A 21,671-nucleotide genomic window follows, 5' to 3' on the forward strand; every position below is an offset into this window, starting at 1 on the left:
ACCTCAAATTACTTCTGAATCCGTGATGACTGAGGGAAAAAAGTAAATTAATAAAACCCATTCGTATGAAATATAATTTTCATACGAATGGGTTTTTACTCTATTATATAGTGCTGTAAACATGCTTTCTCCTCAAAACCTACTTTCTTGTACAACTTCATCGCACGAACATTATTCGTATTCAAACATAGTTCTATCTCTCTCATCCCTTGAAAGGAGAAAATATACTGAATTGCACCTTGTAATAACCCCTCTCCAACACCTTTTCTTCTACTATTTTCAGTGGTTGCAATAAATTCTATATTCGCTTCTTGAAACTCCGGATTTACTTCAACATATACATAACCTTCTAACTTATCATTCTTCATACTTACAAATAATTTATTCGTATCACTTAAACGCTCGATAATTTCATTTCCTTCATAATATGTATTAGGGAAAACATTATTGTGTAAAGCGATAAACTGCTCAAATACTTTTGGTAAAGCTTCTTCTACATTACATATAATACGTTGTCCCGCAATATTATTTAAAATGAGGACACTATGTCGATCTTGTTCTTTAGCATGTAAATCCTTCATTAAGCGGGCACAATTATTATTTTCTACATGATAAAAACCATAAAATTTCTCAATATGAAAAGGCACCTTTTCTACAAGTTCCTTCCACATATGTAAAGCAACTTCTTCCCAATTCTCTGCAATAATAAAAGGCCCCCATATTTCTGCACATTTTTTTACTTCATCCACATCAAATCCTAATACACCTATTATTTTATTATTTTCATAAGTAACAACAAAAGATTGTTCCCAGCCTATATCAGAAAAATCATGGATAATTGTCTGTAATAACTCCTTTTTCTCATCTCCACAATAACCAACATGATGCGTAGCATCTTTATTTACAGTTGCAATAAATGATGCCACTTCTTCGATTTTCAAAATAGAACTAACATGCATAACCTCTCCTCCTTCTCTAATACATTTACACTTTCCTCATTTATATCCTTCTAAAAAAAGACATCATCATAAGCATATTTCAAAATGAAATCGCCATGATAATGTCTTCTCAAAAACTCGTGTAATTATTTTACATTATAATAAGATAAAACGTTTTTATTTCTTAAATAATCTCTTTCTAAATACAAACATACTCAGTGCTGAAAGAACTAATGCTACGCCTGAAAGTAACGTTGATGTATTCGCTTGTCCACCTGTTGCTCCTAGCGACTTCTTACTTTCTTCTTGTTTATTAACAACTGGTTTATTTCCTTTCATGCTTTGATTCTCTACTACTTTTTCTGACACAACCTGATTATTCACGTTTTGTTCTTGAACTACTGTGGATTGATTTATTTCTTCTTTCGATTTTTCAATCTCTCGTGCTACTTCTTTTTCTTTCGCCCCTTCAACTTCTTTTGTTGGCTCTTTCACTTCTTCTTGCGAGCCTTCAGCTTCTGTTGTCGGTTCTTTCACTTCTTCTTTTGGTCCTTCTACTTCTGTTTTCGGTTCTTTCACTTCTTCTTTTGATCCTTCTACTTCTGTTTTCGGTTCTTTCACTTCTTCTTTTGATCCTTCAACTTCTTTTGTCGGTTCTTTCACTTCTTCTTTTGGTCCTTCTACTTCTGTTTTCGGTTCTTTCACTTCTTCTTTTGGTCCTTCGACTTCTGTTTTCGGTTCTTTCACTTCTTCTTTTGATCCTTCAACTTCTGTTTTCGGTTCTTTCACTTCTTCTTTCGTTTTTTCAATTTCTTTTGCTGGCTCTTTTACTTCTTCTTTCGTTTCTTCAATTTCTTTTGCTGGCTCTTTTACTTCTTCTTTCGTTTCTTCAATTTCTTTTGCTGGCTCTTTTACTTCTTCTTTCGTTTCTTCAATTTCTTTTGCTGGCTCTTTTACTTCTTCTTTCGTTTCTTCAATTTCTTTTGCTGGCTCTTTTACTTCTTCTTTCGTTTCTTCAATTTCTTTTGCTGGCTCTTTTACTTCTTCTTTCGTTTCTTCAACTTCTGTCGTTGATTCTTTTCCTTCTTCTTTTGCTTCTTTTTCCGGTTCTTTCACTTCTTCTTTTTCAACTATATTCTGGATTACTGTTCCGTTAAAACTTATACTAGTTTCATCCGAATCTAAATCAAATTTATATACCTTTTCACCTGGAGTACTCCATTTCATTACTCCATTATTAAACGTTCCCCCCTCACTTGTTAGTTTAATATTCTCAATAGTTTCTCCTTCTAAGTCATATACGGGAACTTGAATTTCTTCATTTACTTTCGCTTCATTTAAAATGATTTTTTGTCTTCCGACATCAATTGAAAACCATTGACCTAATTGTATTAACGGCCTTACATCACGAATCTCATTTCCAGCTAATTTTAAACTGAGTAGATCTAACATTGAACCAAGAACTGATACATCTTTAATATGATTATCCGCAAGGTTTAACCACTGTAAATTTTCCAGTGAAGATAACGGCGTTATATCTTCAATTTTATTATGAGATACATTCACGTCTTTCAATTGTTTCAAGTTTGAAATGAACTCAATATTTTTCAACCCTACTCCTTCTAAAGTGAGGTTTTCTAAGTTCGTCATGTATTCTAAACCAGTTAGATTTTTTATCTCTTTTCCTTTTTCTTTAAGTATCTCTAATGTTTTAATCTGTAATAAATCTTCTTTTGTTATAGGGGCATTTAGATTCTCTCTACCAAAATTCTTTTTATTAATATGCTGTTGTAGAGTTTTATCAAGAATTACATTTTCACTTTCTTTTTGTTTTTCAACTATACTTTGTATAACCGTCCCATTAAATCTTATTTTACTTTCAGCAAAATTCGTATCTAGTTTAAATTCATATATTTTTTCTCCAGGACTATTCCATTTTATAAACCCGTTATTCAGAGTAGCCTCTTCCCTTTTTACATTAATATTTTGAAGTGTTTCTCCTTTAAGATTGTATATTGGAATTTTTATTTCTTCATCCACGCTTGCTTCATTTAAAAAGATTTTTTGTCTTTGAATATCGATATACATTCTTTTTCCTAATTCTTGAACAGGTCTAACATCACGAATTTCATTCGAACCCAGCTTTAAATCATATAAACCTGTTAATTGACTAAGTGGCATTATATCTGAAATATAGTTTTCCTCTAAATTAAGTGATTGTACAGTAGATAATCTTAATAAAGGTTCGATGTTTTTTAATTCATTTTTAGAAAGGTCTAACTCCACTAACTTTTTCATTGAGGTAATATGCTCGATATTAGTAAGTCCATTGTTACTTAAAGATAAATTTTTCACATTTTTCAATTGCTCAATCCCAGCAAGATTAGCATTACTAATTTGATTATTTGCTACAGTCAAAGTCCTTAAAGTCGTTACTGTAAATAATGGTTTAATATCTTTTATATAATTGCTGTTTAAATCTAACATTTTAATCTTCTTCATTTGACTCAATGGGCTTAAATCTGAAATTTTATTGTTTCTCAAACTTAAAATCTCAACATGCTCTAACTCAGCCAAAGGTCCAATATCTTCGAGTTCACCATAAGTTATACTTAATGATTTTAATTGTCTCAACTTCGAGATAAACTGTGTGTTTTTTATCTTAACTTCTTCCAACGTTAAGTTTTCTAAGTTCGTCATATATTCTAGACCGCTTACGTCTTCTATTCCTTTACTTTTTGCCTCAACGACTATTAAAGATTTAACTTTTAATAAATCTTCCTTAGTTATTGGCGTATTTAGATTTTCTCTATTCAAGTTATATTTATTAATATGCATTTGTAATTGCTTATCTACTATTACATTTGCACTTTCATCTTGTTGATCCACTTTATCCTCTTTATTTTCCTTTTGTTCTTCTGGAACATTGTTTTCTAAATTCAATGCATTTACTTCAAATTGCACTTGATACTTATTATCATAGGCCATTGTTGGAATATAAATATGCATTTGCATATTATACCTCTTTCCTAATTCCCCTACTCCAAACTGAATCACTTTCGTTCCATTTTTCTTTTTATCTTCTGATATTACTTTTACATCATGAAACACACCAGGAGTATGAATATCTTCTGTTTTCAAGTATTTGAAGAAATCACTATCACTTAACGTTGCCGTTACAATTTTCTTTCCATTCTCAATTGTTAATTTTGGATTTTTTATATAAACAGCTGCCATAGACTCTTCATTCGTTTTATCTTTATACGCTTTAATAACAGCATCATATGTACCATCTTCTAAAGCATATCCCGTTTTATTAGCCTCAATTGCTACCGCTGCTAAAGCAGGTGTTGAATACGCAGCAAACGGTAGCGCTAAGGCTGCCGCCACTAGCATTGCATTTATATGTTTTCTTTTAGTTTTTTTCAACTTTACATCTCCTCCAAAATCTATAAATCGAAATGTAATCATTTCTCGAATAAATGATAATGATTTTCATTATCATTGTCAACTAAAAAAATAAAAAGTTTACAAAAAAATAATCCCTTTAAAAGGGATTATGCCATCTTTTCACCTGATTCTTCTTTAAAGAAGCTTTTCATCGCATGGAATACATCTGCTTTTTGCTTTAAAATATAATATCTGAAATTCTCATCTTTAATATTTTTATAGGCTGACATAAGTGTACTGTGGCGGTTGTATTGATTCACTTCCCCATACCCAAACATATTACATTTTTTCATCAGCTCTTCAACAAGCTTTACACATCTAGCATTATCCGAAGTTAAATTATCACCGTCTGAAAAATGGAATGGATAAATATTATAACGGTCTGGTGAATATTTATTATCGATTAGCTCAAGTGCTTTTTTGTATACGGAAGAACATATCGTTCCACCACTTTCTCCTTTTGAGAAAAACTCTTCTTCTGTGACGACTTTCGCTTCCGTATGGTGGGCAATAAACTCAATGTCCACAGTTTCATACTTTGTGCGTAAAAATCTTGTCATCCAGAAAAAGAAGCTACGTGCCATATACTTCTCCCATATTCCCATCGATCCACTCGTATCCATCATCGCTAATACAACAGCCTTTGAATCTGGCTTTAACACTTCATTCCAAGTACGGAACTTTAAATCTTCTTGGTGAATTGGATGGAAGGATGCTTTACCACGCATCGCATTTCGTTTATACGCTGATATCATCGTTCGTTTCTTATCAATGTTTCCCCATAATCCTGTTTTTCTAATATCATTAAATTCAATGTGCTCAATCCTGTTTTCATCCATTTCTTTCCTCTTTAAATTCGGCAGCTCTAATTCTTTGAAAAACGCTTGCTCTAATTCTAAAATTGAGACTTCTGCTTCATAATAATCTTCCCCAGCTGAATCTCCTGCCCCTTGCCCTTTTCCTGGTCCTTTTTGTTTTTGACCACCTGATCCATCTCTCGCAACGACATCACCAACTTTGCTGTCACCGTTTCCTTGCCCGACATGTTTATTTTTATCATAATTGTATCTAATCTTATATTCATCTAAAGAACGAATCGGTATTTTCACAACATCCTTGCCATTAGACATAACTATACTTTCTTCTGTTACAAGATCGGGTAAATTGTTCTTAATGGCCTCTTGCACCTTTTCTTGATGGCGTTGTTGGTCGTCATATCCTTTGCGATGGAGGGACCAGTTTTCCTGTGAAATCGTATAGTTTGGTTGATTTTCTTCGCCCATTCCTTTCCCTCCTTACTGTAATTATCTTCCTTTATGAACAGCAATCTATAAATTTTGTTCTGTAATGTACCAAGCTAGAATATTTGAAAAGTAACTGTCCATCGAAAATCATCCCATAAACATATATAACGTTTTTCATACAATACTCCGAGCATCCTAAACAAAATTTTGCCACTCACATACTAGAAAGAAATATTCAGCCGTTGATAAGAAAGAAACACAATGCATTGTTGCACACATTTTCGTATTGCAACATATTGTATTGTGTTGGCTTTTTTCGTATGAATGGTTGGTTACTCTATCATATGCATATTGTAAAAATAATTGACAATAAATTCATAAAATCGCATCTTAATTTATTATATTTGGACAAGCTATGACACTTTTTACAAATATCAATAGATAACAAAACGCCGTCCCAAGAACAAGAGACAGCGTTTTGTTATCAAACTATCGATTTAACAAACTACCTACATAGCGTAACAATTCATTCGCAGATGAAGAATTATATCCATGCTCATCAATTAAGCGTGCAACAACATCATTAATTTTCTTAAGCTGATTTTCATCTGGCGTTTTCGTTGATGTTGTAATTTTCACTATATCTTTTAAATCAGCAAATAGTTTTTTCTGAATCGCTTCACGAAGACGTTCATGTGAATTATAATCAAAGCGCTTTCCTTTACGGGCATAAGCAGAAATTCGAATTAAAATTTCTTCACGGAATGCTTTCTTAGCATTTTCTGAAATTCCAATTTGCTCTTCAATCGAACGCATAAGTTTTTCATCCGGGCTCATTTCTTCTCCCGTTAACGGATCACGTAATTTTGATTTATTACAATACGCTTCAACGTTATCTAAGTAGTTATCCATGAGTGTCTTAGCTGATTCTTCGTATGAATAAACAAACGCTTTTTGTACTTCTTTCTTAGCAATTTCATCGTATTCTTTTCTCGCCAATGAGATGAAATTCATATAACGCTCTCGATCTTCATTACTAATTGATGGATGCTGATCCAACCCGTCTTTTAGCGATCTAAGTACATCTAGTGCATTAATAGATGGTACCTCTTTTCGAATAATTGTAGAAGAAATTCGGTTAATAACATAACGAGGATCAATACCTTTCATACCTTCATCTTGATATTCACGTTGCAATTCTTCTACATCAATCGCATTATAACCTTCTACCGTTTCTCCATCATATAAACGCATCTTTTTAATTGAATCAATATCCGGACGCTTCGGATCTTTTAAACGAGTTAGAATAGTAAACATTGCTGCAACTCGAAGTGTATGCGGTGCAATGTGAACATTGGACACGTCACTTTCACGAATCATTTTTTCATAAATATGTTCTTCTTCACTAACTCGTAAGTTATAAGGAACTGGCATTACAATAATTCTTGAGTGCAATGCTTCATTTTTCTTATTTGCTATGAAGGAACGATACTCTGTTTCATTCGTATGCGCTACAATTAATTCATCTGCTGAAATAAGCGCAAATCTTCCCGCTTTGAAATTCCCTTCTTGTGTAAGTGATAATAAGTGCCATAAAAACTTCTCATCACACTTTAACATTTCCTGGAATTCCATCATGCCCCGGTTCGCCTTATTCAATTCTCCATCAAATCGATATGCACGAGGATCTGATTCTGAACCATATTCTGCAATCGTAGAAAAGTCCAGACTACCTGTTAAATCGGCAATATCTTGTGATTTTGGATCAGACGGACTAAATGTACCAATCCCTGTACGGCGATCTTCAGAGAAGAAAATACGCTCTACAACTACATCCTCAATTCTTGATCCATATTCTTGCTCTAAACGCATCACATTTAATGGTGATAAATTCCCTTCAATTCTTACTCCATACTCATCAAAGAAGTCATCACGTAAATGGTGCGGAATTAAATGCAATGGATCTTCATGCATTGGGCAGCCTTTAATCGCAAAAATAGCTCCACGATCTGTACGTGAATATGTTTCTAATCCTCGTTTCAACATCGTAACTAAAGTTGATTTACCACCACTAACAGGACCCATTAATAATAAAATACGTTTTCTAACATCTAATCGTTTTGCAGATGGATGAAAATATTCTTCTACAAGGCGTTCTAATGCATCCTCTAATCCAAACAGCTGATTACTAAAGAAATTATATTTTCTTCTACCATCAACTTCTTCAATTCCGGCATCTTTTATCATATTGTAAATGCGAGAGTGTGCTGTTTGAGCCACCCATGGTCTTTCTTTCACAAGCTCCAAATACTCCGCAAACGTACCTTCCCATTGTAAACGTTCTTCTGCTGCTCGATGCTGTTCAATCTTTTTTAGAATATCCATTATAGCTCCTCCCCCATCTCCTTGTTCAATCGGATTATTATAAAAGGTATGCTAGGATGTCCTTAAACATTCTTTAAATCAAAACGAAATATATAATAGCTCTATAAAATTCTCTCCAAAATTCAAAGAAAATTCTGTATAATAAGGGTATTAACGTTTTCACGCTACTATTCATTGTAAATAAATTCTTTTCTTCTGGGAACCTTACATACATTTCGATTCACAAATAGGATTCGTAAACCGAAAAAGTAAGGAGGAAATTAGTATGAAGTTATTATTAATTTTAGGTGTATCACTCACATTTCTTACAGCTATTTTCGCATCTGGTTACAACGATAAACCAGGTACAAATAAAAAGTGATGTGCTATTTAGCACATCACTTTTTTTCTTGTTTTTATAAACTACTTAAAATAAATATTTTCCACATCGCATATCGATAAAGGACGATTATAATAAAACCCCTGTACGAGTTTCACATTCTTTTCCTTTAAAAATTGTATTTGTTCCGCTTTCTCTACTCCTTCTGCAATTACATTTAATCCTAGAGTATGTGCTAAATGAATAATTGCAGCTGTAATATTCGTATCTCTTTCATCTCTGTATATACCTTCCATAAAAGAACGATCAATTTTTAACGTATCAATTGGATATGTTTTCAAATAACTTAAAGATGAATATCCCGTTCCAAAGTCATCTAAATGAATCTTTAAGTTTTGTTCTTTTAACTGTAATAACACTCTTTTCGATAAGTCTTTATGTATAAGGGCTCCTTCTGTAACTTCTATTGCTAATAAATGAGGCGGTACATTGTACTTATTTAAAGCGCGTGTAATCATCTCTATCAATGTAATAGAACGAAAATGTCTAGCTGAAATATTGACTGCAATTGGTACAACTTCATACCCTTTATTTAACCATTCATGTATTTGTTCACACACTTGATGTACTACCCATTCATCAAGTTTAATAATAAATCCTGTTCTTTCAGCAAGTGGGATAAATTGATTTGGCGAGACCAATCCTAGCTCCTTATTCTCCCACCTTATTAAGGCTTCCATACTGGCTATCTTTCCCGTTTCAATATTAATTTGAGGTTGATAATATAGGAAAAATTCATCTTTTTCTATAGCACGATGTAACTGATTTTCTATTATAAACCTTTGTTCACGTTCACAATCTAATCCACTACAATAAAAATGATAATACCCTTTTCCTTTTTCCTTGGCTTTTTCCAAAGCTGCGTCGACTCTTTGGAAAAGCATTTTTTCATCCATTCCATCTTCTGGGGCCATTACAATCCCAATTGATGCACTCAAATAAACATCCTCTTCTTCTAGTACAAAATGCCCACTAATTTTTTTTAGTATTGTTTGTGCAACTTCCTCTACGCATTCTCTCGTTATATTTTCTATTAACATAACAAATTGATCATCATGTTCTCTAAATAAATGCATATCTTCTATTTTTACGCCTCGTAAGCATTCCGTAACTTTTTTTAAGACTTGATCTCCTTCTTTATGACCAAATGTATCATTAATAAGGTGAAATTCATCCAAATCTATAAAAACCAATGCAAATTTTTTATTCTCAGCTAAAAATTCATTTAGTTTATTTGTACATGATATTCTATTCATTAACCCCGTTAACTGATCGAAGTAAGCCAAATATTCTGTTTTCATCTCGGTTAATACTTGCCTTGTGACATCTCTCGTAACTATGTGCACCCCGACGATTTTACCATTCACAATAATGGGGATTGTCCTAACGGAAATATAAAGTTCATATCCTTCTTTATGAATATATTTCTTTGCAACAATTTGTTTTGCTCTTCCCTGTAAAGCCCCCTTAAATATAGTTTGAAAAGCTTGTTCATATTCCTTATTTATAAACTGAAAAACAAATTGATTACTTAGTTCTTCATATCGATATCCAAATATTTCATATGTTGCTGGATTTGTATATGTAATTCTCCCAATAGAATTTACAGATACAATGGAGTCATTATTATATTCTAGTAATGACTTAAATAACATTTGTTTTTCTTCTATTTCCACTTTTTCCTTAACCTGTGCTGTAATATCCCTAGTAATACAAATAATAAACTGACATATTCCATTTGCATCACATACTGGATTAAGTAAAGATTCATAATGTATATTACCAGTTGGCAAACTAATTACATCACAAAATGTATTTGCTCTCGCTTCTCTCATTACTTTTGCATATTGCCTTTGTAATACCCTTGCCGTATCTTCTGGTAATACTTCTGCAAAAGTTTTTCCATAACATTCTGTTCCTAGCCTGGCATGATCCATTCCTGTTTTATTCACATAAATATATTTAAAAGTTTCATCATCAATAACTTTCACAATAAAAACTAAATCTTGAATAGCATGTAGCAGTCCCTGTTTTACTAAATCCATATCTATCATACTTAAAAAGGTATTTTGATTGTTATATTGTTCCTTCACATTTATCTCAACCCGTCTTATCTATTTTTATTCATATACCTCATTCTATATGAATATGTACCTTTTTTAAAATGCATGATTACATATTTTCTAAAAAAAATAAAAAAGTCGCCAAATGGCGACTTTTAATAAACGATTTCTAAATCTAACCCTGGATAATTTTGTTGACGGAACGCTTCATAAATTAAAATTGCTGCTGTATTAGATAAATTTAATGAACGTACTTTATCCGTCATTGGAATACGTAAACAATGATCGAAGTTTTCTTCAATTACATTAGCTGGTAATCCATTTGTTTCTCTTCCAAACACGAAATAGTAATCCTTCTCACGTTTGCTATAATCAAATGCTGTATGAGCTTTCTCGCCATACTTTGTTAAATAGAAGAATTCACCATCTTTATTTTTCTCATAAAATTCTTCGATTGAATCATAATACGTAACTTTTACGTGCTGCCAATAATCTAATCCTGCACGCTTTAACATTTTGTCATCCGTTGAAAATCCAAGCGGTCTAATCAAATGTAATTCTGTTCCAGTTGCTGCACAAGTACGTGCAATATTTCCTGTATTTGCTGGAATTTCTGGTTGATATAAAACAACATGTACTCCCACGCGATATTCACCTCTATTTTTTGTCTACTACGTATTATACCACTTGAACGAAAAATCTCTACCCATTAATAATATGAAAGAATTTATATTTCATTTGCGGTGTATATTTACTAGAGTCTTCATAATTCCAATAACGCCGACGGCTATTCGCTGAATGTGCATTTACAAGCGGCATACCATCTGCGTCTTTTGCTACTACAATTGTCGTATGATTCCACCTACCATCATCCTCAAAATCATACGCAATTACATCGCCAAGAATTAGGTCTTCTGGCTTTTCTACCGCTTCTGCCCGAAGCCCTGTTGTAGCACCTGACAAATACCAATAAAAAGAGTGTGCTACAGCCCAGCTCCAACTCCATTGGTTTTCCCTTTGCCACCACCCTTTACGAATATTAGGATGTCCGTTCATTGGCACTTCTCCAGTGTGCAGACATTGTGAAATGAAATTTGTACAATTGTCAGGGAAATTACGGTATGCAGGATTGCGATCATCCCACCAACGCTCTGCATATTTCACTGCCTCTAAACGATTATATTGATATGAACCGTATTTTTCTTTCGTGACTTCTCGTTCTAACTTTTCACCTATCCCTATTTCTTCTGACACCTCAAGAGCATAATCATCTATTACACGACTATTTTTCAGACAAACTCGTCGTTTTAATTGTTCCTCTTCGATATAAAATAATTCTTTATGCTTAATTAAATATTTAAGGTGTACTTGATAATCAATTTCTTGATGCTTACTACTATTTAATTGTCTAATGAAAGAAATATCGGCAGTTGCTTTCACTATATCTGCACTACGTTTTTGAAACAATTGTTTCTTTCTCTGTACCATTCGTAATAAATCTTCAGCAATACCATCCACGTCAGTTCGTTTCTCTGTGATATATGCTAAAAACTGTTGTACTTGCTTTTCAATATTCGCTTTTACAACCATTTCGTCTCCCTCCCATATTACAATATGAAAAAGGGAGATATTATCTACTCTTTTTTCTGTGCTAACAATTCAAGTCCACGATTCATTTCATGAAGAACCTCTTCATCTTTCTCACGTTCCCTCGCTTCTTCAATTGCTTCGCCTATTCCATCTCCGCCAATTTTCCCAAGTGCCCATGCTGCTGTTCCGCGAAGTACTGGCCTTGGGTCATCTTTCATAACACCGATTAAATCAGGAATTGCTGCTGTTTCTTTAAAATGCGCAAGTGCTAAAATAGCATTTCGTTGCAATGGTTTTTTACCTCTCCATGAACCAGACATAATTCCATACTTCTCTTTAAAATCACGATTACTAATTGTTAAAAGTGGCGTTAATAACGGTTTAACTAACTCAGGGTCAGGCTCCATCTCAGGATGGTTGTGGAAATCCATTCCTTTATTTTTTGGACAAACAGTCTGACATGTATCACATCCATATATACGGTTTCCTATTTTACCGCGATATTCTTCAGGCAGAAACCCTTTTGTCTGTGTTAAAAATGCGATACATTTCTTCGAGTCTAACTGTCCACCCTGTACTAAAGCACCTGTAGGACAAATATCAATACATTTCGTACAACTTCCACATTGATCTTCTATTGGCTGATCCGGAGAGAATGGGACGTTCGTAATCATTTCTCCTAAGTATACATACGAACCAAATTCCGGCGTAATAATAGCGCAGTTCTTACCACTCCATCCAATACCGGCACGTTCCGATACAGCTCGATCACTTAGTTCACCTGTATCGACCATTGATTTCACTTCTATATCCGGAAGTTTCTCGATTAAATATGCCTCTAACTTTTGCAAACGATCTCGTAAAACGAGATGATAATCTTGTCCCCACGAAGCACGACAAAAAATCCCGCGGCGTTCTCCACGCTTACTTAATGGTGCATTTTTTAATTTTGAAGGGTACGCTAAAGCAATCGCAATGATTGATTTTGCACCAGGTAGTAAAAGCTGTGGATTCGTTCTCTTCTCTATATCAGGCTCTTCGAATCCAGACTGATAATTTAATTGTTGCTGCTGGATTAATCGTTGCTTTAATTCCTCAAATGGTGATGCACTAGCAAACCCTATTTTATCTATACCAATCGTTTTACTATACTCAATTACTTCTTGCTTTAATTGTTCAAAATCCATTCTTTATCGCCTCCTCCGATGAATCTATCCCTTATGTAACGACTATATTGGTTAGTAATTCACTTTTGGAATACTATTCTTTACTTCTATTTTCGCATACAATTACGCTTTTCAAACATTAAAAAACGCAATGCCTCGTTTATCTTAGAAACGAAACACTGCGTTGATCACAATTTATTAGAAAAACATTAAATAAAATTTGGAGCGGGTGAAGAGAATCGAACTCTCGACCAGAGCTTGGAAGGCTCTTGTTTTACCACTAAACTACACCCGCAAATATGAAATAAATATAAGATATTAAAATAACTTATGTAAAGTAGTATAGCATGTAAAAAAATACGAAGCAAGAATTTTATCGAAAAAAGTCGAAAAAGTGATGAGATAACTCATCACTTTTTCAATTCTTTATCAATTGCCTTCTTCATACTATCGAAATCAGGGTTTGCAAGATTTCCATTTATATATACTGAAGGAGCACCTTGAACTTTTAATTTTTGAGCACGATCTGAATCTTTACGTACTTTGTCTTTCATTTCTTTACTGTGTAAATCTTTTTTAAACTGTTCTACATTAATTTTCGGAAGCTTTTCTTTCACAATATTAAGAAGTAATTCTTCTGTAATCCATTCTTCCGTATCTTTCTTTTGATTTTGATAAATCTCATCATAGAAAATCCAGAATGAATCTTGATCTTGTTTATAAATCGCTTCACCAGCAGCTGCACCTAAATCAGAGTCTTTTCCGATAAATGGGAAGTTAATAAAATATAACTGCACTTTACCTTTATCAATATATTCTTCTTTTAATCGTGGTAATACTGTTACATCCCAAGTACGACAAGCAGGACATTTGAAGTCTCCAAATTCAACTACCTTAACTGGAGCACCATCTTTCCCTAAAGATTGTTGCGTAGAATAAGCAAACATCTCATTCCCTTTATCTTTTTTGTCATTTATGATGCTATACGCAATTGTTCCGATTACAATCAATACTGCGATAGAAAAAACTACACCAAGAACCATGAGTTTATTTGATTTCATATACATTCCTCTTTAAATTCATATTCTGTATACAGCATTGTACACAATACACATAATATCAACACTTATATAGGTCACGCAATGAACACGCTCACATAAATTACAAAAATACAACATTTGTGACAATATTGTGTCGTCTTTTGTCACAAATTATTCAAAAAAAATAAGCTCCTATGTAGGAACTTATTTTAACTTACTGCTTTTTCACGGGCATTTTTTAACATGGATTGCTCTGTTTTTATATCATGACGAATTACTAGTTTCTCGCTAACTGCTTGCACATATTCATCATGATTTATATACCCTTCTTTCTCCATTAACCTTAAAACTACATTCCGTCTCTCAACTGCTTTATCATAATTTTGTGCAGGTGAGTAATAAGCCGGTGCTTTTACTACAGCAGCCATCATTGCACTTTCAGCCAGTGTTAATTGATTCACTTTTTTACCGAAGTAAAGGTTTGCTGCTTTTTCAATCCCCCATGCGCCTTCTCCGTAGTAAATATTACTTACATACAATTTTAATATCTCATCCTTTGTGAATGTACGTTCAATCTTTTTCGTATAAAAAATTTCTTTCCACTTACGGGAAAATGTACGTTCATTAGATAAGAAAGCATTTTTAGATAACTGCTGTGTAATCGTGCTTCCTCCTTGCACAACACCACCAGCTTTTATATTCTCAATAGACGCCCTGATAATCGCTATATAGTCTAAACCGTTATGATGATAAAATCTTTTATCTTCCGTCGCAATAAATGCGTATGTTAATGATTCTGGCACCTCTAAATTAGCAGGTACATGTAATTTACTAATATCACTTCGCTCAATCATTACATTTCCAACGAATAATAATGCAAAACTTAACAATAATAATAATATAATGGCTTTATAAAGAAATTTAGTTAATGGATTTAATGCAACTTTTTGATGATAGTTCACTCTAGATAATACTCGTTCTTTCATCTCGAACACCTCTTTTCCACACAGCATATATAACTCTTAACTTAAGAATACATTGTTGTAAAAGAATATCCCATCGATTTCTCTTACACGTACCTTACAACATTGTAAGGTGTAAAAATGTATTGTATCACAGTCCTTTTTTATCTACTATTCATATGAAATGTTGAATATACATTATTTATATGCAGGCAGTAGGACTCCCCTTAATAATTAGTAACAGAAAAAGAATTAAGACCGCCATAACTATCTTCATAAAAAAAGCTTAATTTAACTTTATTCTTTTATTATATCATTTATAAATTTATACTTTTAAACATCTAGCAATCTAAGTATATACGATATATCACTATTATACAGAACAAACGTTCTTTGAATCAATACTAGCTTTCATACTGTCTCACTATTGGCTGACAGTAAAACTTCTCCCACTCATTAATAGCCTACACTTTATTATTGTGACCTTTTTCTGAAACAGTATACATAAAGAAAAGGTTAGCAATTTGAGGTGTCCTCAAATAACTAACCTAAACGTTACAACCTTCCTATAAGATTATATGGCTGCACTTCCCATGTTTCGTATGGAATGAACTGCGTTGCTTTCATCGCATCAAGTGTCCTTGATTTCATATGAGGACGCGTTATATACTCATCTATGTTCTCTTCATTTAAAGCAACAAATTCGGCTTCTTTTATTTCTTCAGGTTGAATTTTTATTTCGCCACTAACATATGCTACCTTAAAGACAACAGCTAAAATATGCATAGAAGCGTTATAATACACTCCTGTAATTCCAATTGGCTTCACCGTTAAGCCCGTTTCCTCCATTATCTCTCTACAAGCAGCTTGATCGAGGGCTTCTCCTTCTTCTACCTGTCCTCCAGGCATTTCCCACGTGTCAGCTCGCCAGTGCACTTTTGTTAAAAGTACTTCATTCTTTTCATTTGTTAAATAACCTGATACGGCAACAATATGTTTTGGTGTTTTATGCGCCATAAAAATGCCTCCTAGAAATCCAATTATTTCATGTACAATCTATAACCATATTCCCTACCTACAACAAAACACCTTTAATAATTCATCATCTTAATTAACTTCACAAAAAAAGACCCTATTCGTTAAACGAAAGGATCTTCTGTCTTATTATTCTCCTAAGTCTACGTTGTGGTAAACTTGTTGTACATCTTCTAAATCTTCTAATGCATCAACCATTTTTTCAAATTGTACTTGAGCATCTTCAGGAAGTTCTACATCATTTTGTGCAAGCATTGTTAATTCTGCAACTGTGAATTCTTCAACACCAGCATCTTTAAGTGCAGATTGTACCGAATGGAATTGATCAGGTTCAGCATAAACGATAACAGACTCTTCTTCTTCTAGAATGTCACGTGCATCTACATCTGCTTCCATTAAAATTTCAAGAACTTCATCTGATGTTTTACCTTCAAGACCAATAACAGCTGTCGCATCGAACATGTAAGCTACAGAACCATTTACACCCATGTTACCACTGTTTTTGCTAAATGCAGCTCGTACATCTGCTGCAGTACGGTTTACGTTATTTGTCAGTGTATCTACAATTACCATAGATCCATTTGGTCCAAAGCCTTCATAACGAAGCTCGTCATAGTTTTCTTCTGAACCGCCTTTTGCCTTTTCAATCGCACGGTCAATAATTGTTCTTGGTACGTTGTATGTTTTGGCACGCTCTAATACGACTCTTAGTGTTTGGTTTGATTCTGGATCTGGCTCGCCTTGTTTTGCTGCCACATAAATTTCACGTCCAAATTTCGCGTATATACGGCTTGTATTTGCATCTTTTGATGCTTTTTTGTCTTTAATGTTGTTCCATTTACGGCCCATACTTTCCACTCTCTTTCTCGTTTTAAATCTACATAAAAATATTAATATGAAATATAATGTGTATTCAACACATTTTTAAAAGAAATATAAAAAGTTCATTTTTGATTCATATTACAGACATAATATAAATCACTATCATTTTGTTCTTTCGACAAGTTATATTATACATGAATTCCTAAGTTTATTACGAATTTTATAATCACATAGCATAATTTAACAAAAAAGACTCTAACATTTCTGTTAGAGTCTTTTTTGGTGACATTTATATAGAGTGCTACCCTTAAAATAAAATCCTTTATTTTAAAGCATTTTAAAAATTTTGAGTTTCTTTAAACATGATAAATTAAAACGAAACGGAGCCAAAAATGGAATCATATTAAATAACTGACACCTTTTACTTTCATTTCTCTCCCTTGATTAAATTTATATATTTCATTTATGACTGTGATGATTTATTTTCTTATTACTCGCTAAACAATAAGAAACAAGGCAAAGCTGCCATGTCCTTTTAAAGATTTGTTATGTAGTATGTTATGACCTATTCATTATCAAACTAAAGTTTTTCCTGTTCATTCCTCTACTAATCCCATAATATTTCCTTAATTACTTTCTATTGCTGTATAATTAAAATAGGAAAAAATTTGAAGAAAAGATGGGGGAGAATTATGACACATTCAAATGAGAAAAAATCACATGGTTTTAAAGGAATAGGAGAGAAGTTAAACCCAACTATCTATCAAGTGAGATTCATAAAATTGGATGGTCCAATTCAATTTGAGTCGTTCCCTAAATTAAAGGAATTAGGGGACTGGTTGAGTACTTCAACGCAAATATGGTCGTGCCACTCAACAATGTACAAGTACAACAGAGAAGAGTTTGAAAAGAAGTTTTTGGAAATTACGAAATTACCAGCTGATAATGTGGTAATTTCAACTGGTGGTATCGGATTTAACTTCATGTCACCAGGGTGGAGAGATTCTCTCTAGAGTGCTTGAAAAAATTCTTGTATATGTAATATTCTACTGAAATTTTATCCTTTTAATACTTCATAGTTTCTTCCAACTGTATCTAAAGTTCGTCACTTGCTCACCGCACACTACCTCAACGCACTATTAGTGCTTATTTTATAGTGTGAAGAAAACACAAAAAAACTCTACACAATTAGTGTAGAGCCTTGATGTTACGCCGTTCGTGATACCGATGGTCGGGGTCGAACCGACACTCCCGAAGGAACACGATTTTGAGTCGTGCGCGTCTGCCAATTCCGCCACATCGGCATAATAAGAAAGGCGGCAACCGGATTTGAACCGGTGGTAAAGGTTTTGCAGACCTCTGCCTTACCACTTGGCTATGCCGCCATATGAAGTTAAAATGGAGCGGAAGACGGGATTCGAACCCGCGACCCCAACCTTGGCAAGGTTGTATTCTACCACTGAACTACTTCCGCAAAAATGGCTGGGCTAGCTGGATTCGAACCAGCGCATGACGGAGTCAAAGTCCGTTGCCTTACCGCTTGGCTATAGCCCATCGATTTCTTACTTAATTATATGTAAGTATCAATTATATTATTTGTAATTTTTAAAATAAAAATGGGGCGACTGATGGGAATCGAACCCACGAATGCCGGAGCCACAATCCGGTGCGTTAACCACTTCGCCACAACCGCCATGTTGTGTATATATATATTTGGCAGGGGCAGTAGGAATTGAACCCACACTGGAGGTTTTGGAGACCTCAGTTCTACCTTTAAACTATGCCCCTATGTAAAATGGTGGAGGGGGGCAGATTCGAACTGCCGAACCCGAAGGAGCGGATTTACAGTCCGCCGCGTTTAGCCACTTCGCTACCCCTCCGAAACTTACATGGTGCCGGCTAGAGGACTTGAACCCCCAACCTACTGATTACAAGTCAGTTGCTCTACCAATTGAGCTAAGCCGGCATATTTTATTAAAATGGTGGCTCGGGACGGAATCGAACCGCCGACACGAGGATTTTCAGTCCTCTGCTCTACCGACTGAGCTACCGAGCCTTATTAAAATGGCGGTCCCGACCGGGGTCGAACCGGCGATCTCCTGCGTGACAGGCAGGCATGTTAACCACTACACCACGGGACCATTTGGTTGCGGGGACAGGATTTGAACCTGCGACCTTCGGGTTATGAGCCCGACGAGCTACCGTACTGCTCCACCCCGCGACAATATTATTCATATAAAAATATGGTGGAGGATGACGGGATCGAACCGCCGACCCCCTGCTTGTAAGGCAGGTGCTCTCCCAGCTGAGCTAATCCTCCAAAAGTGGTGACCCGTACGGGATTCGAACCCGTGTTACCGCCGTGAAAGGGCGGTGTCTTAACCACTTGACCAACGGGCCAAATATTATAAATCCTATGGCGGAGAGCAAGGGATTCGAACCCTTGATACGCTTGTGACGTATACACGATTTCCAATCGTGCTCCTTCGGCCAACTCGGACAGCTCTCCAATGGCTCCGCAGGTAGGAATCGAACCTACGACCGATCGGTTAACAGCCGATAGCTCTACCGCTGAGCTACTGCGGAATAATATTGCCTGGCAACGTCCTACTCTCACAGGGACAAGGTCCCAACTACCATCGGCGCTAGAGAGCTTAACTTCCGTGTTCGGTATGGGAACGGGTGTGACCTCTCTGCCATCATTACCAGACATTATTCTTTTGAGACAATCATTATTATAACTTATTCACTTTAAAAGTCAACAAGTTTTTTATGTTCTCTCAAAACTAGATAACATTGCTACATATTATATGGTTAAGTCCTCGATCTATTAGTATTCGTCAGCTCCACATGTCACCATGCTTCCACCTCGAACCTATCAACCTGATCATCTTTCAGGGATCTTACTAGCTTACGCTATGGGAAATCTCATCTTGAGGGGGGCTTCATGCTTAGATGCTTTCAGCACTTATCCCTTCCGCACATAGCTACCCAGCTATGCCCTTGGCAGAACAACTGGTACACCAGCGGTGCGTCCATCCCGGTCCTCTCGTACTAAGGACAGCTCCTCTCAAATTTCCTACGCCCACGACGGATAGGGACCGAACTGTCTCACGACGTTCTGAACCCAGCTCGCGTACCGCTTTAATGGGCGAACAGCCCAACCCTTGGGACCGACTACAGCCCCAGGATGCGATGAGCCGACATCGAGGTGCCAAACCTCCCCGTCGATGTGGACTCTTGGGGGAGATAAGCCTGTTATCCCCGGGGTAGCTTTTATCCGTTGAGCGATGGCCCTTCCATGCGGAACCACCGGATCACTAAGCCCGACTTTCGTCCCTGCTCGACTTGTAGGTCTCGCAGTCAAGCTCCCTTATGCCTTTGCACTCTACGAATGATTTCCAACCATTCTGAGGGAACCTTTGGGCGCCTCCGTTACACTTTAGGAGGCGACCGCCCCAGTCAAACTGCCCACCTGACACTGTCCCCCGGGTCGATAAGACCCGTAGGTTAGAATTTCAATACAGTCAGGGCGGTATCCCACCAGCGCCTCCACCGAAGCTAGCGCTCCGGTTTCAATGGCTCCCGCCTATCCTGTACAAACTGTACCAAAATTCAATATCAGGCTACAGTAAAGCTCCACGGGGTCTTTCCGTCCTGTCGCGGGTAACCTGCATCTTCACAGGTACTATAATTTCACCGAGTCTCTGGTTGAGACAGTGCCCAAATCGTTACACCTTTCGTGCGGGTCGGAACTTACCCGACAAGGAATTTCGCTACCTTAGGACCGTTATAGTTACGGCCGCCGTTTACTGGGGCTTCAGTTCAGAGCTTCGCTTACGCTAACCCCTCTCCTTAACCTTCCAGCACCGGGCAGGTGTCAGCCCCTATACTTCGCCTTACGGCTTCGCAGAGACCTGTGTTTTTGCTAAACAGTCGCTTGGGCCTATTCACTGCGGCTTTCCGTTAAGAAAGCACCCCTTCTCCCGAAGTTACGGGGTCATTTTGCCGAGTTCCTTAACCAGAGTTCTCTCGCACACCTTAGGATTCTCTCCTCGCCTACCTGTGTCGGTTTGCGGTACAGGCACCTTTTATCTCGCTAGAAGCTTTTCTTGGCAGCGGGGAATCAAAGACTTCGCTCCATAAGGAGCTTCCCCATCACAGCTCAGCCTTCACGATAAGCGGATTTGCCTACTTATCAGCCTAACTGCTTGGACGTGCACAACCAATCGCACGCTTCTTCTATCCTTCTGCGTCCCTCCATTGCTCAAACGATAAAGAGGTGGTACAGGAATATCAACCTGTTGTCCATCGCCTACGCCTGTCGGCCTCGGCTTAGGTCCTGACTAACCCTGAGCGGACGAGCCTTCCTCAGGAAACCTTAGGCATTCGGTGGACGGGATTCTCACCCGTCTTTCGCTACTCATACCGGCATTCTCACTTCTAAGCGCTCCACCAGTCCTTCCGGTCTGACTTCACTGCACTTAGAACGCTCCCCTACCACTGATACCATTGGTATCAATTCGCAGCTTCGGTGGTGTATTTAGCCCCGGTACATTTTCGGCGCAGAGTCACTCGACTAGTGAGCTATTACGCA

The 21,671-nt window shown here is 36.1% G+C and carries 13 protein-coding genes, 16 tRNA genes and 2 rRNA genes (1 of these 31 only partly in view); 1 reads left to right on the plus strand and 30 read right to left on the minus strand.

The features are described 5' to 3' along the window. Nucleotides 1-95: 95 nt before the first annotated feature. The 13 genes from SJY24_RS27660 to SJY24_RS27720 form a co-directional block, all read right to left on the minus strand. On the minus strand, nucleotides 96-959 hold the full coding sequence (locus SJY24_RS27660) for a GNAT family N-acetyltransferase (RefSeq protein ID WP_377866943.1): 864 nt from the start codon (nucleotides 957-959) through the stop codon (nucleotides 96-98). Between the two features lie 156 nt (nucleotides 960-1,115). Next, on the minus strand, nucleotides 1,116-4,367 hold the full coding sequence (locus tag SJY24_RS27665; protein ID WP_377866945.1) for a leucine-rich repeat domain-containing protein: 3,252 nt from the start codon (nucleotides 4,365-4,367) through the stop codon (nucleotides 1,116-1,118). Between the two features lie 128 nt (nucleotides 4,368-4,495). Continuing rightward, nucleotides 4,496-5,671: a sporulation protein YhbH gene (yhbH, locus tag SJY24_RS27670; RefSeq protein WP_098501682.1), complete on the minus strand. Its 1,176-nt coding sequence runs from the start codon at nucleotides 5,669-5,671 to the stop codon at nucleotides 4,496-4,498. Nucleotides 5,672-6,121: 450 nt separating this feature from the next. Continuing rightward, nucleotides 6,122-8,017, minus strand: coding sequence for a PrkA family serine protein kinase (locus tag SJY24_RS27675; RefSeq protein WP_098767959.1), 1,896 nt, complete (start codon nucleotides 8,015-8,017; stop codon nucleotides 6,122-6,124). 402 nt (nucleotides 8,018-8,419) lie between these two features. Further along, a complete protein-coding gene (locus tag SJY24_RS27680; protein WP_377866946.1) occupies nucleotides 8,420-10,489 on the minus strand; it encodes a sensor domain-containing protein in 2,070 nt (689 codons plus the stop codon). Between the two features lie 125 nt (nucleotides 10,490-10,614). Then, nucleotides 10,615-11,103, minus strand: a complete 489-nt coding sequence (gene trmL, locus SJY24_RS27685; protein ID WP_000538149.1) for a tRNA (uridine(34)/cytosine(34)/5-carboxymethylaminomethyluridine(34)-2'-O)-methyltransferase TrmL — start codon at nucleotides 11,101-11,103, stop codon at nucleotides 10,615-10,617. Nucleotides 11,104-11,161: 58 nt separating this feature from the next. Then, a complete protein-coding gene (locus tag SJY24_RS27690) occupies nucleotides 11,162-12,049 on the minus strand; it encodes an amidase domain-containing protein (RefSeq protein WP_377866947.1) in 888 nt (295 codons plus the stop codon). Nucleotides 12,050-12,093: 44 nt separating this feature from the next. Continuing rightward, complete coding sequence (gene queG, locus SJY24_RS27695; protein WP_377866948.1) at nucleotides 12,094-13,236, minus strand: tRNA epoxyqueuosine(34) reductase QueG; 1,143 nt, start codon at nucleotides 13,234-13,236, stop codon at nucleotides 12,094-12,096. 200 nt (nucleotides 13,237-13,436) lie between these two features. Further along, nucleotides 13,437-13,510 (minus strand) — tRNA-Gly (locus SJY24_RS27700). A gap of 115 nt (nucleotides 13,511-13,625) precedes the next feature. Beyond that, nucleotides 13,626-14,276 (minus strand): DsbA family protein, encoded by a 651-nt coding sequence (locus tag SJY24_RS27705; protein WP_377866949.1) that lies wholly within the window; start codon nucleotides 14,274-14,276, stop codon nucleotides 13,626-13,628. 188 nt (nucleotides 14,277-14,464) lie between these two features. Beyond that, on the minus strand, nucleotides 14,465-15,241 hold the full coding sequence (locus tag SJY24_RS27710; protein ID WP_377866950.1) for a transglycosylase domain-containing protein: 777 nt from the start codon (nucleotides 15,239-15,241) through the stop codon (nucleotides 14,465-14,467). Between the two features lie 531 nt (nucleotides 15,242-15,772). Next, the gene (locus tag SJY24_RS27715) at nucleotides 15,773-16,234 is read right to left on the minus strand and encodes an NUDIX hydrolase (protein WP_377866951.1); all 462 of its coding nucleotides are present in this window, start codon (nucleotides 16,232-16,234) and stop codon (nucleotides 15,773-15,775) included. A 147-nt stretch (nucleotides 16,235-16,381) separates the two neighbouring features. Further along, nucleotides 16,382-17,101, minus strand: coding sequence for a YebC/PmpR family DNA-binding transcriptional regulator (locus SJY24_RS27720; protein WP_000532961.1), 720 nt, complete (start codon nucleotides 17,099-17,101; stop codon nucleotides 16,382-16,384). Between the two features lie 665 nt (nucleotides 17,102-17,766). Between SJY24_RS27720 and SJY24_RS27725 the strand changes: the two genes are divergently transcribed. Beyond that, nucleotides 17,767-18,087 (plus strand): DUF3884 family protein, encoded by a 321-nt coding sequence (locus tag SJY24_RS27725; protein WP_016097179.1) that lies wholly within the window; start codon nucleotides 17,767-17,769, stop codon nucleotides 18,085-18,087. Nucleotides 18,088-18,296: 209 nt separating this feature from the next. On the opposite strand, the gene SJY24_RS27730 is transcribed toward SJY24_RS27725, so the two are convergent. From SJY24_RS27730 to SJY24_RS27810, 17 genes are all read right to left on the minus strand, one after another. Next, nucleotides 18,297-18,378, minus strand: a tRNA-Leu gene (locus tag SJY24_RS27730). Between the two features lie 10 nt (nucleotides 18,379-18,388). Further along, nucleotides 18,389-18,459 (minus strand) — tRNA-Cys (locus SJY24_RS27735). Nucleotides 18,460-18,473: 14 nt separating this feature from the next. After that, nucleotides 18,474-18,548, minus strand: a tRNA-Gly gene (locus SJY24_RS27740). 5 nt (nucleotides 18,549-18,553) lie between these two features. Further along, nucleotides 18,554-18,628, minus strand: a tRNA-Gln gene (locus tag SJY24_RS27745). Nucleotides 18,629-18,691: 63 nt separating this feature from the next. After that, nucleotides 18,692-18,767, minus strand: a tRNA-His gene (locus tag SJY24_RS27750). A gap of 21 nt (nucleotides 18,768-18,788) precedes the next feature. Continuing rightward, nucleotides 18,789-18,862 (minus strand) — tRNA-Trp (locus SJY24_RS27755). Between the two features lie 8 nt (nucleotides 18,863-18,870). Further along, nucleotides 18,871-18,954 (minus strand) — tRNA-Tyr (locus SJY24_RS27760). 10 nt (nucleotides 18,955-18,964) lie between these two features. Beyond that, nucleotides 18,965-19,040, minus strand: a tRNA-Thr gene (locus tag SJY24_RS27765). 14 nt (nucleotides 19,041-19,054) lie between these two features. Beyond that, nucleotides 19,055-19,130: transfer RNA gene (locus SJY24_RS27770), tRNA-Phe, on the minus strand. A 9-nt stretch (nucleotides 19,131-19,139) separates the two neighbouring features. Next, nucleotides 19,140-19,215 (minus strand) — tRNA-Asp (locus tag SJY24_RS27775). A gap of 3 nt (nucleotides 19,216-19,218) precedes the next feature. Continuing rightward, nucleotides 19,219-19,295: transfer RNA gene (locus SJY24_RS27780), tRNA-Met, on the minus strand. A gap of 23 nt (nucleotides 19,296-19,318) precedes the next feature. Continuing rightward, nucleotides 19,319-19,394 (minus strand) — tRNA-Val (locus SJY24_RS27785). 5 nt (nucleotides 19,395-19,399) lie between these two features. Beyond that, nucleotides 19,400-19,474, minus strand: a tRNA-Glu gene (locus SJY24_RS27790). 17 nt (nucleotides 19,475-19,491) lie between these two features. Then, nucleotides 19,492-19,583 (minus strand) — tRNA-Ser (locus SJY24_RS27795). A gap of 2 nt (nucleotides 19,584-19,585) precedes the next feature. Continuing rightward, nucleotides 19,586-19,660: transfer RNA gene (locus SJY24_RS27800), tRNA-Asn, on the minus strand. Nucleotides 19,661-19,668: 8 nt separating this feature from the next. Further along, nucleotides 19,669-19,784: ribosomal RNA gene (rrf, locus tag SJY24_RS27805) — 5S ribosomal RNA — on the minus strand. A gap of 100 nt (nucleotides 19,785-19,884) precedes the next feature. Further along, nucleotides 19,885-21,671, minus strand: a 23S ribosomal RNA gene (locus SJY24_RS27810) (it continues 1,135 nt past the right edge of the window).

Origin of the sequence: Bacillus sp. R86525, assembly GCF_042466195.1 — a bacterium.
Lineage (GTDB): Bacteria > Bacillota > Bacilli > Bacillales > Bacillaceae_G > Bacillus_A > Bacillus_A nitratireducens.

Bases quoted from the DNA above. Each gene is read 5' to 3' on its own strand.
- SJY24_RS27660 (WP_377866943.1), bottom strand. From the start codon at position 959: ATGCATGTTAGTTCTATTTTGAAAATCGAAGAAGTGGCATCATTTATT.
- yhbH (WP_098501682.1), bottom strand. From the start codon at position 5,671: ATGGGCGAAGAAAATCAACCAAACTATACGATTTCACAGGAAAACTGG.
- SJY24_RS27675 (WP_098767959.1), bottom strand. From the start codon at position 8,017: ATGGATATTCTAAAAAAGATTGAACAGCATCGAGCAGCAGAAGAACGT.
- SJY24_RS27690 (WP_377866947.1), bottom strand. From the start codon at position 12,049: ATGGTTGTAAAAGCGAATATTGAAAAGCAAGTACAACAGTTTTTAGCA.
- queG (WP_377866948.1), bottom strand. From the start codon at position 13,236: ATGGATTTTGAACAATTAAAGCAAGAAGTAATTGAGTATAGTAAAACG.
- SJY24_RS27705 (WP_377866949.1), bottom strand. From the start codon at position 14,276: ATGAAATCAAATAAACTCATGGTTCTTGGTGTAGTTTTTTCTATCGCA.
- SJY24_RS27710 (WP_377866950.1), bottom strand. From the start codon at position 15,241: ATGAAAGAACGAGTATTATCTAGAGTGAACTATCATCAAAAAGTTGCA.
- SJY24_RS27715 (WP_377866951.1), bottom strand. From the start codon at position 16,234: ATGGCGCATAAAACACCAAAACATATTGTTGCCGTATCAGGTTATTTA.
- SJY24_RS27720 (WP_000532961.1), bottom strand. From the start codon at position 17,101: ATGGGCCGTAAATGGAACAACATTAAAGACAAAAAAGCATCAAAAGAT.
- SJY24_RS27725 (WP_016097179.1), top strand. From the start codon at position 17,767: ATGACACATTCAAATGAGAAAAAATCACATGGTTTTAAAGGAATAGGA.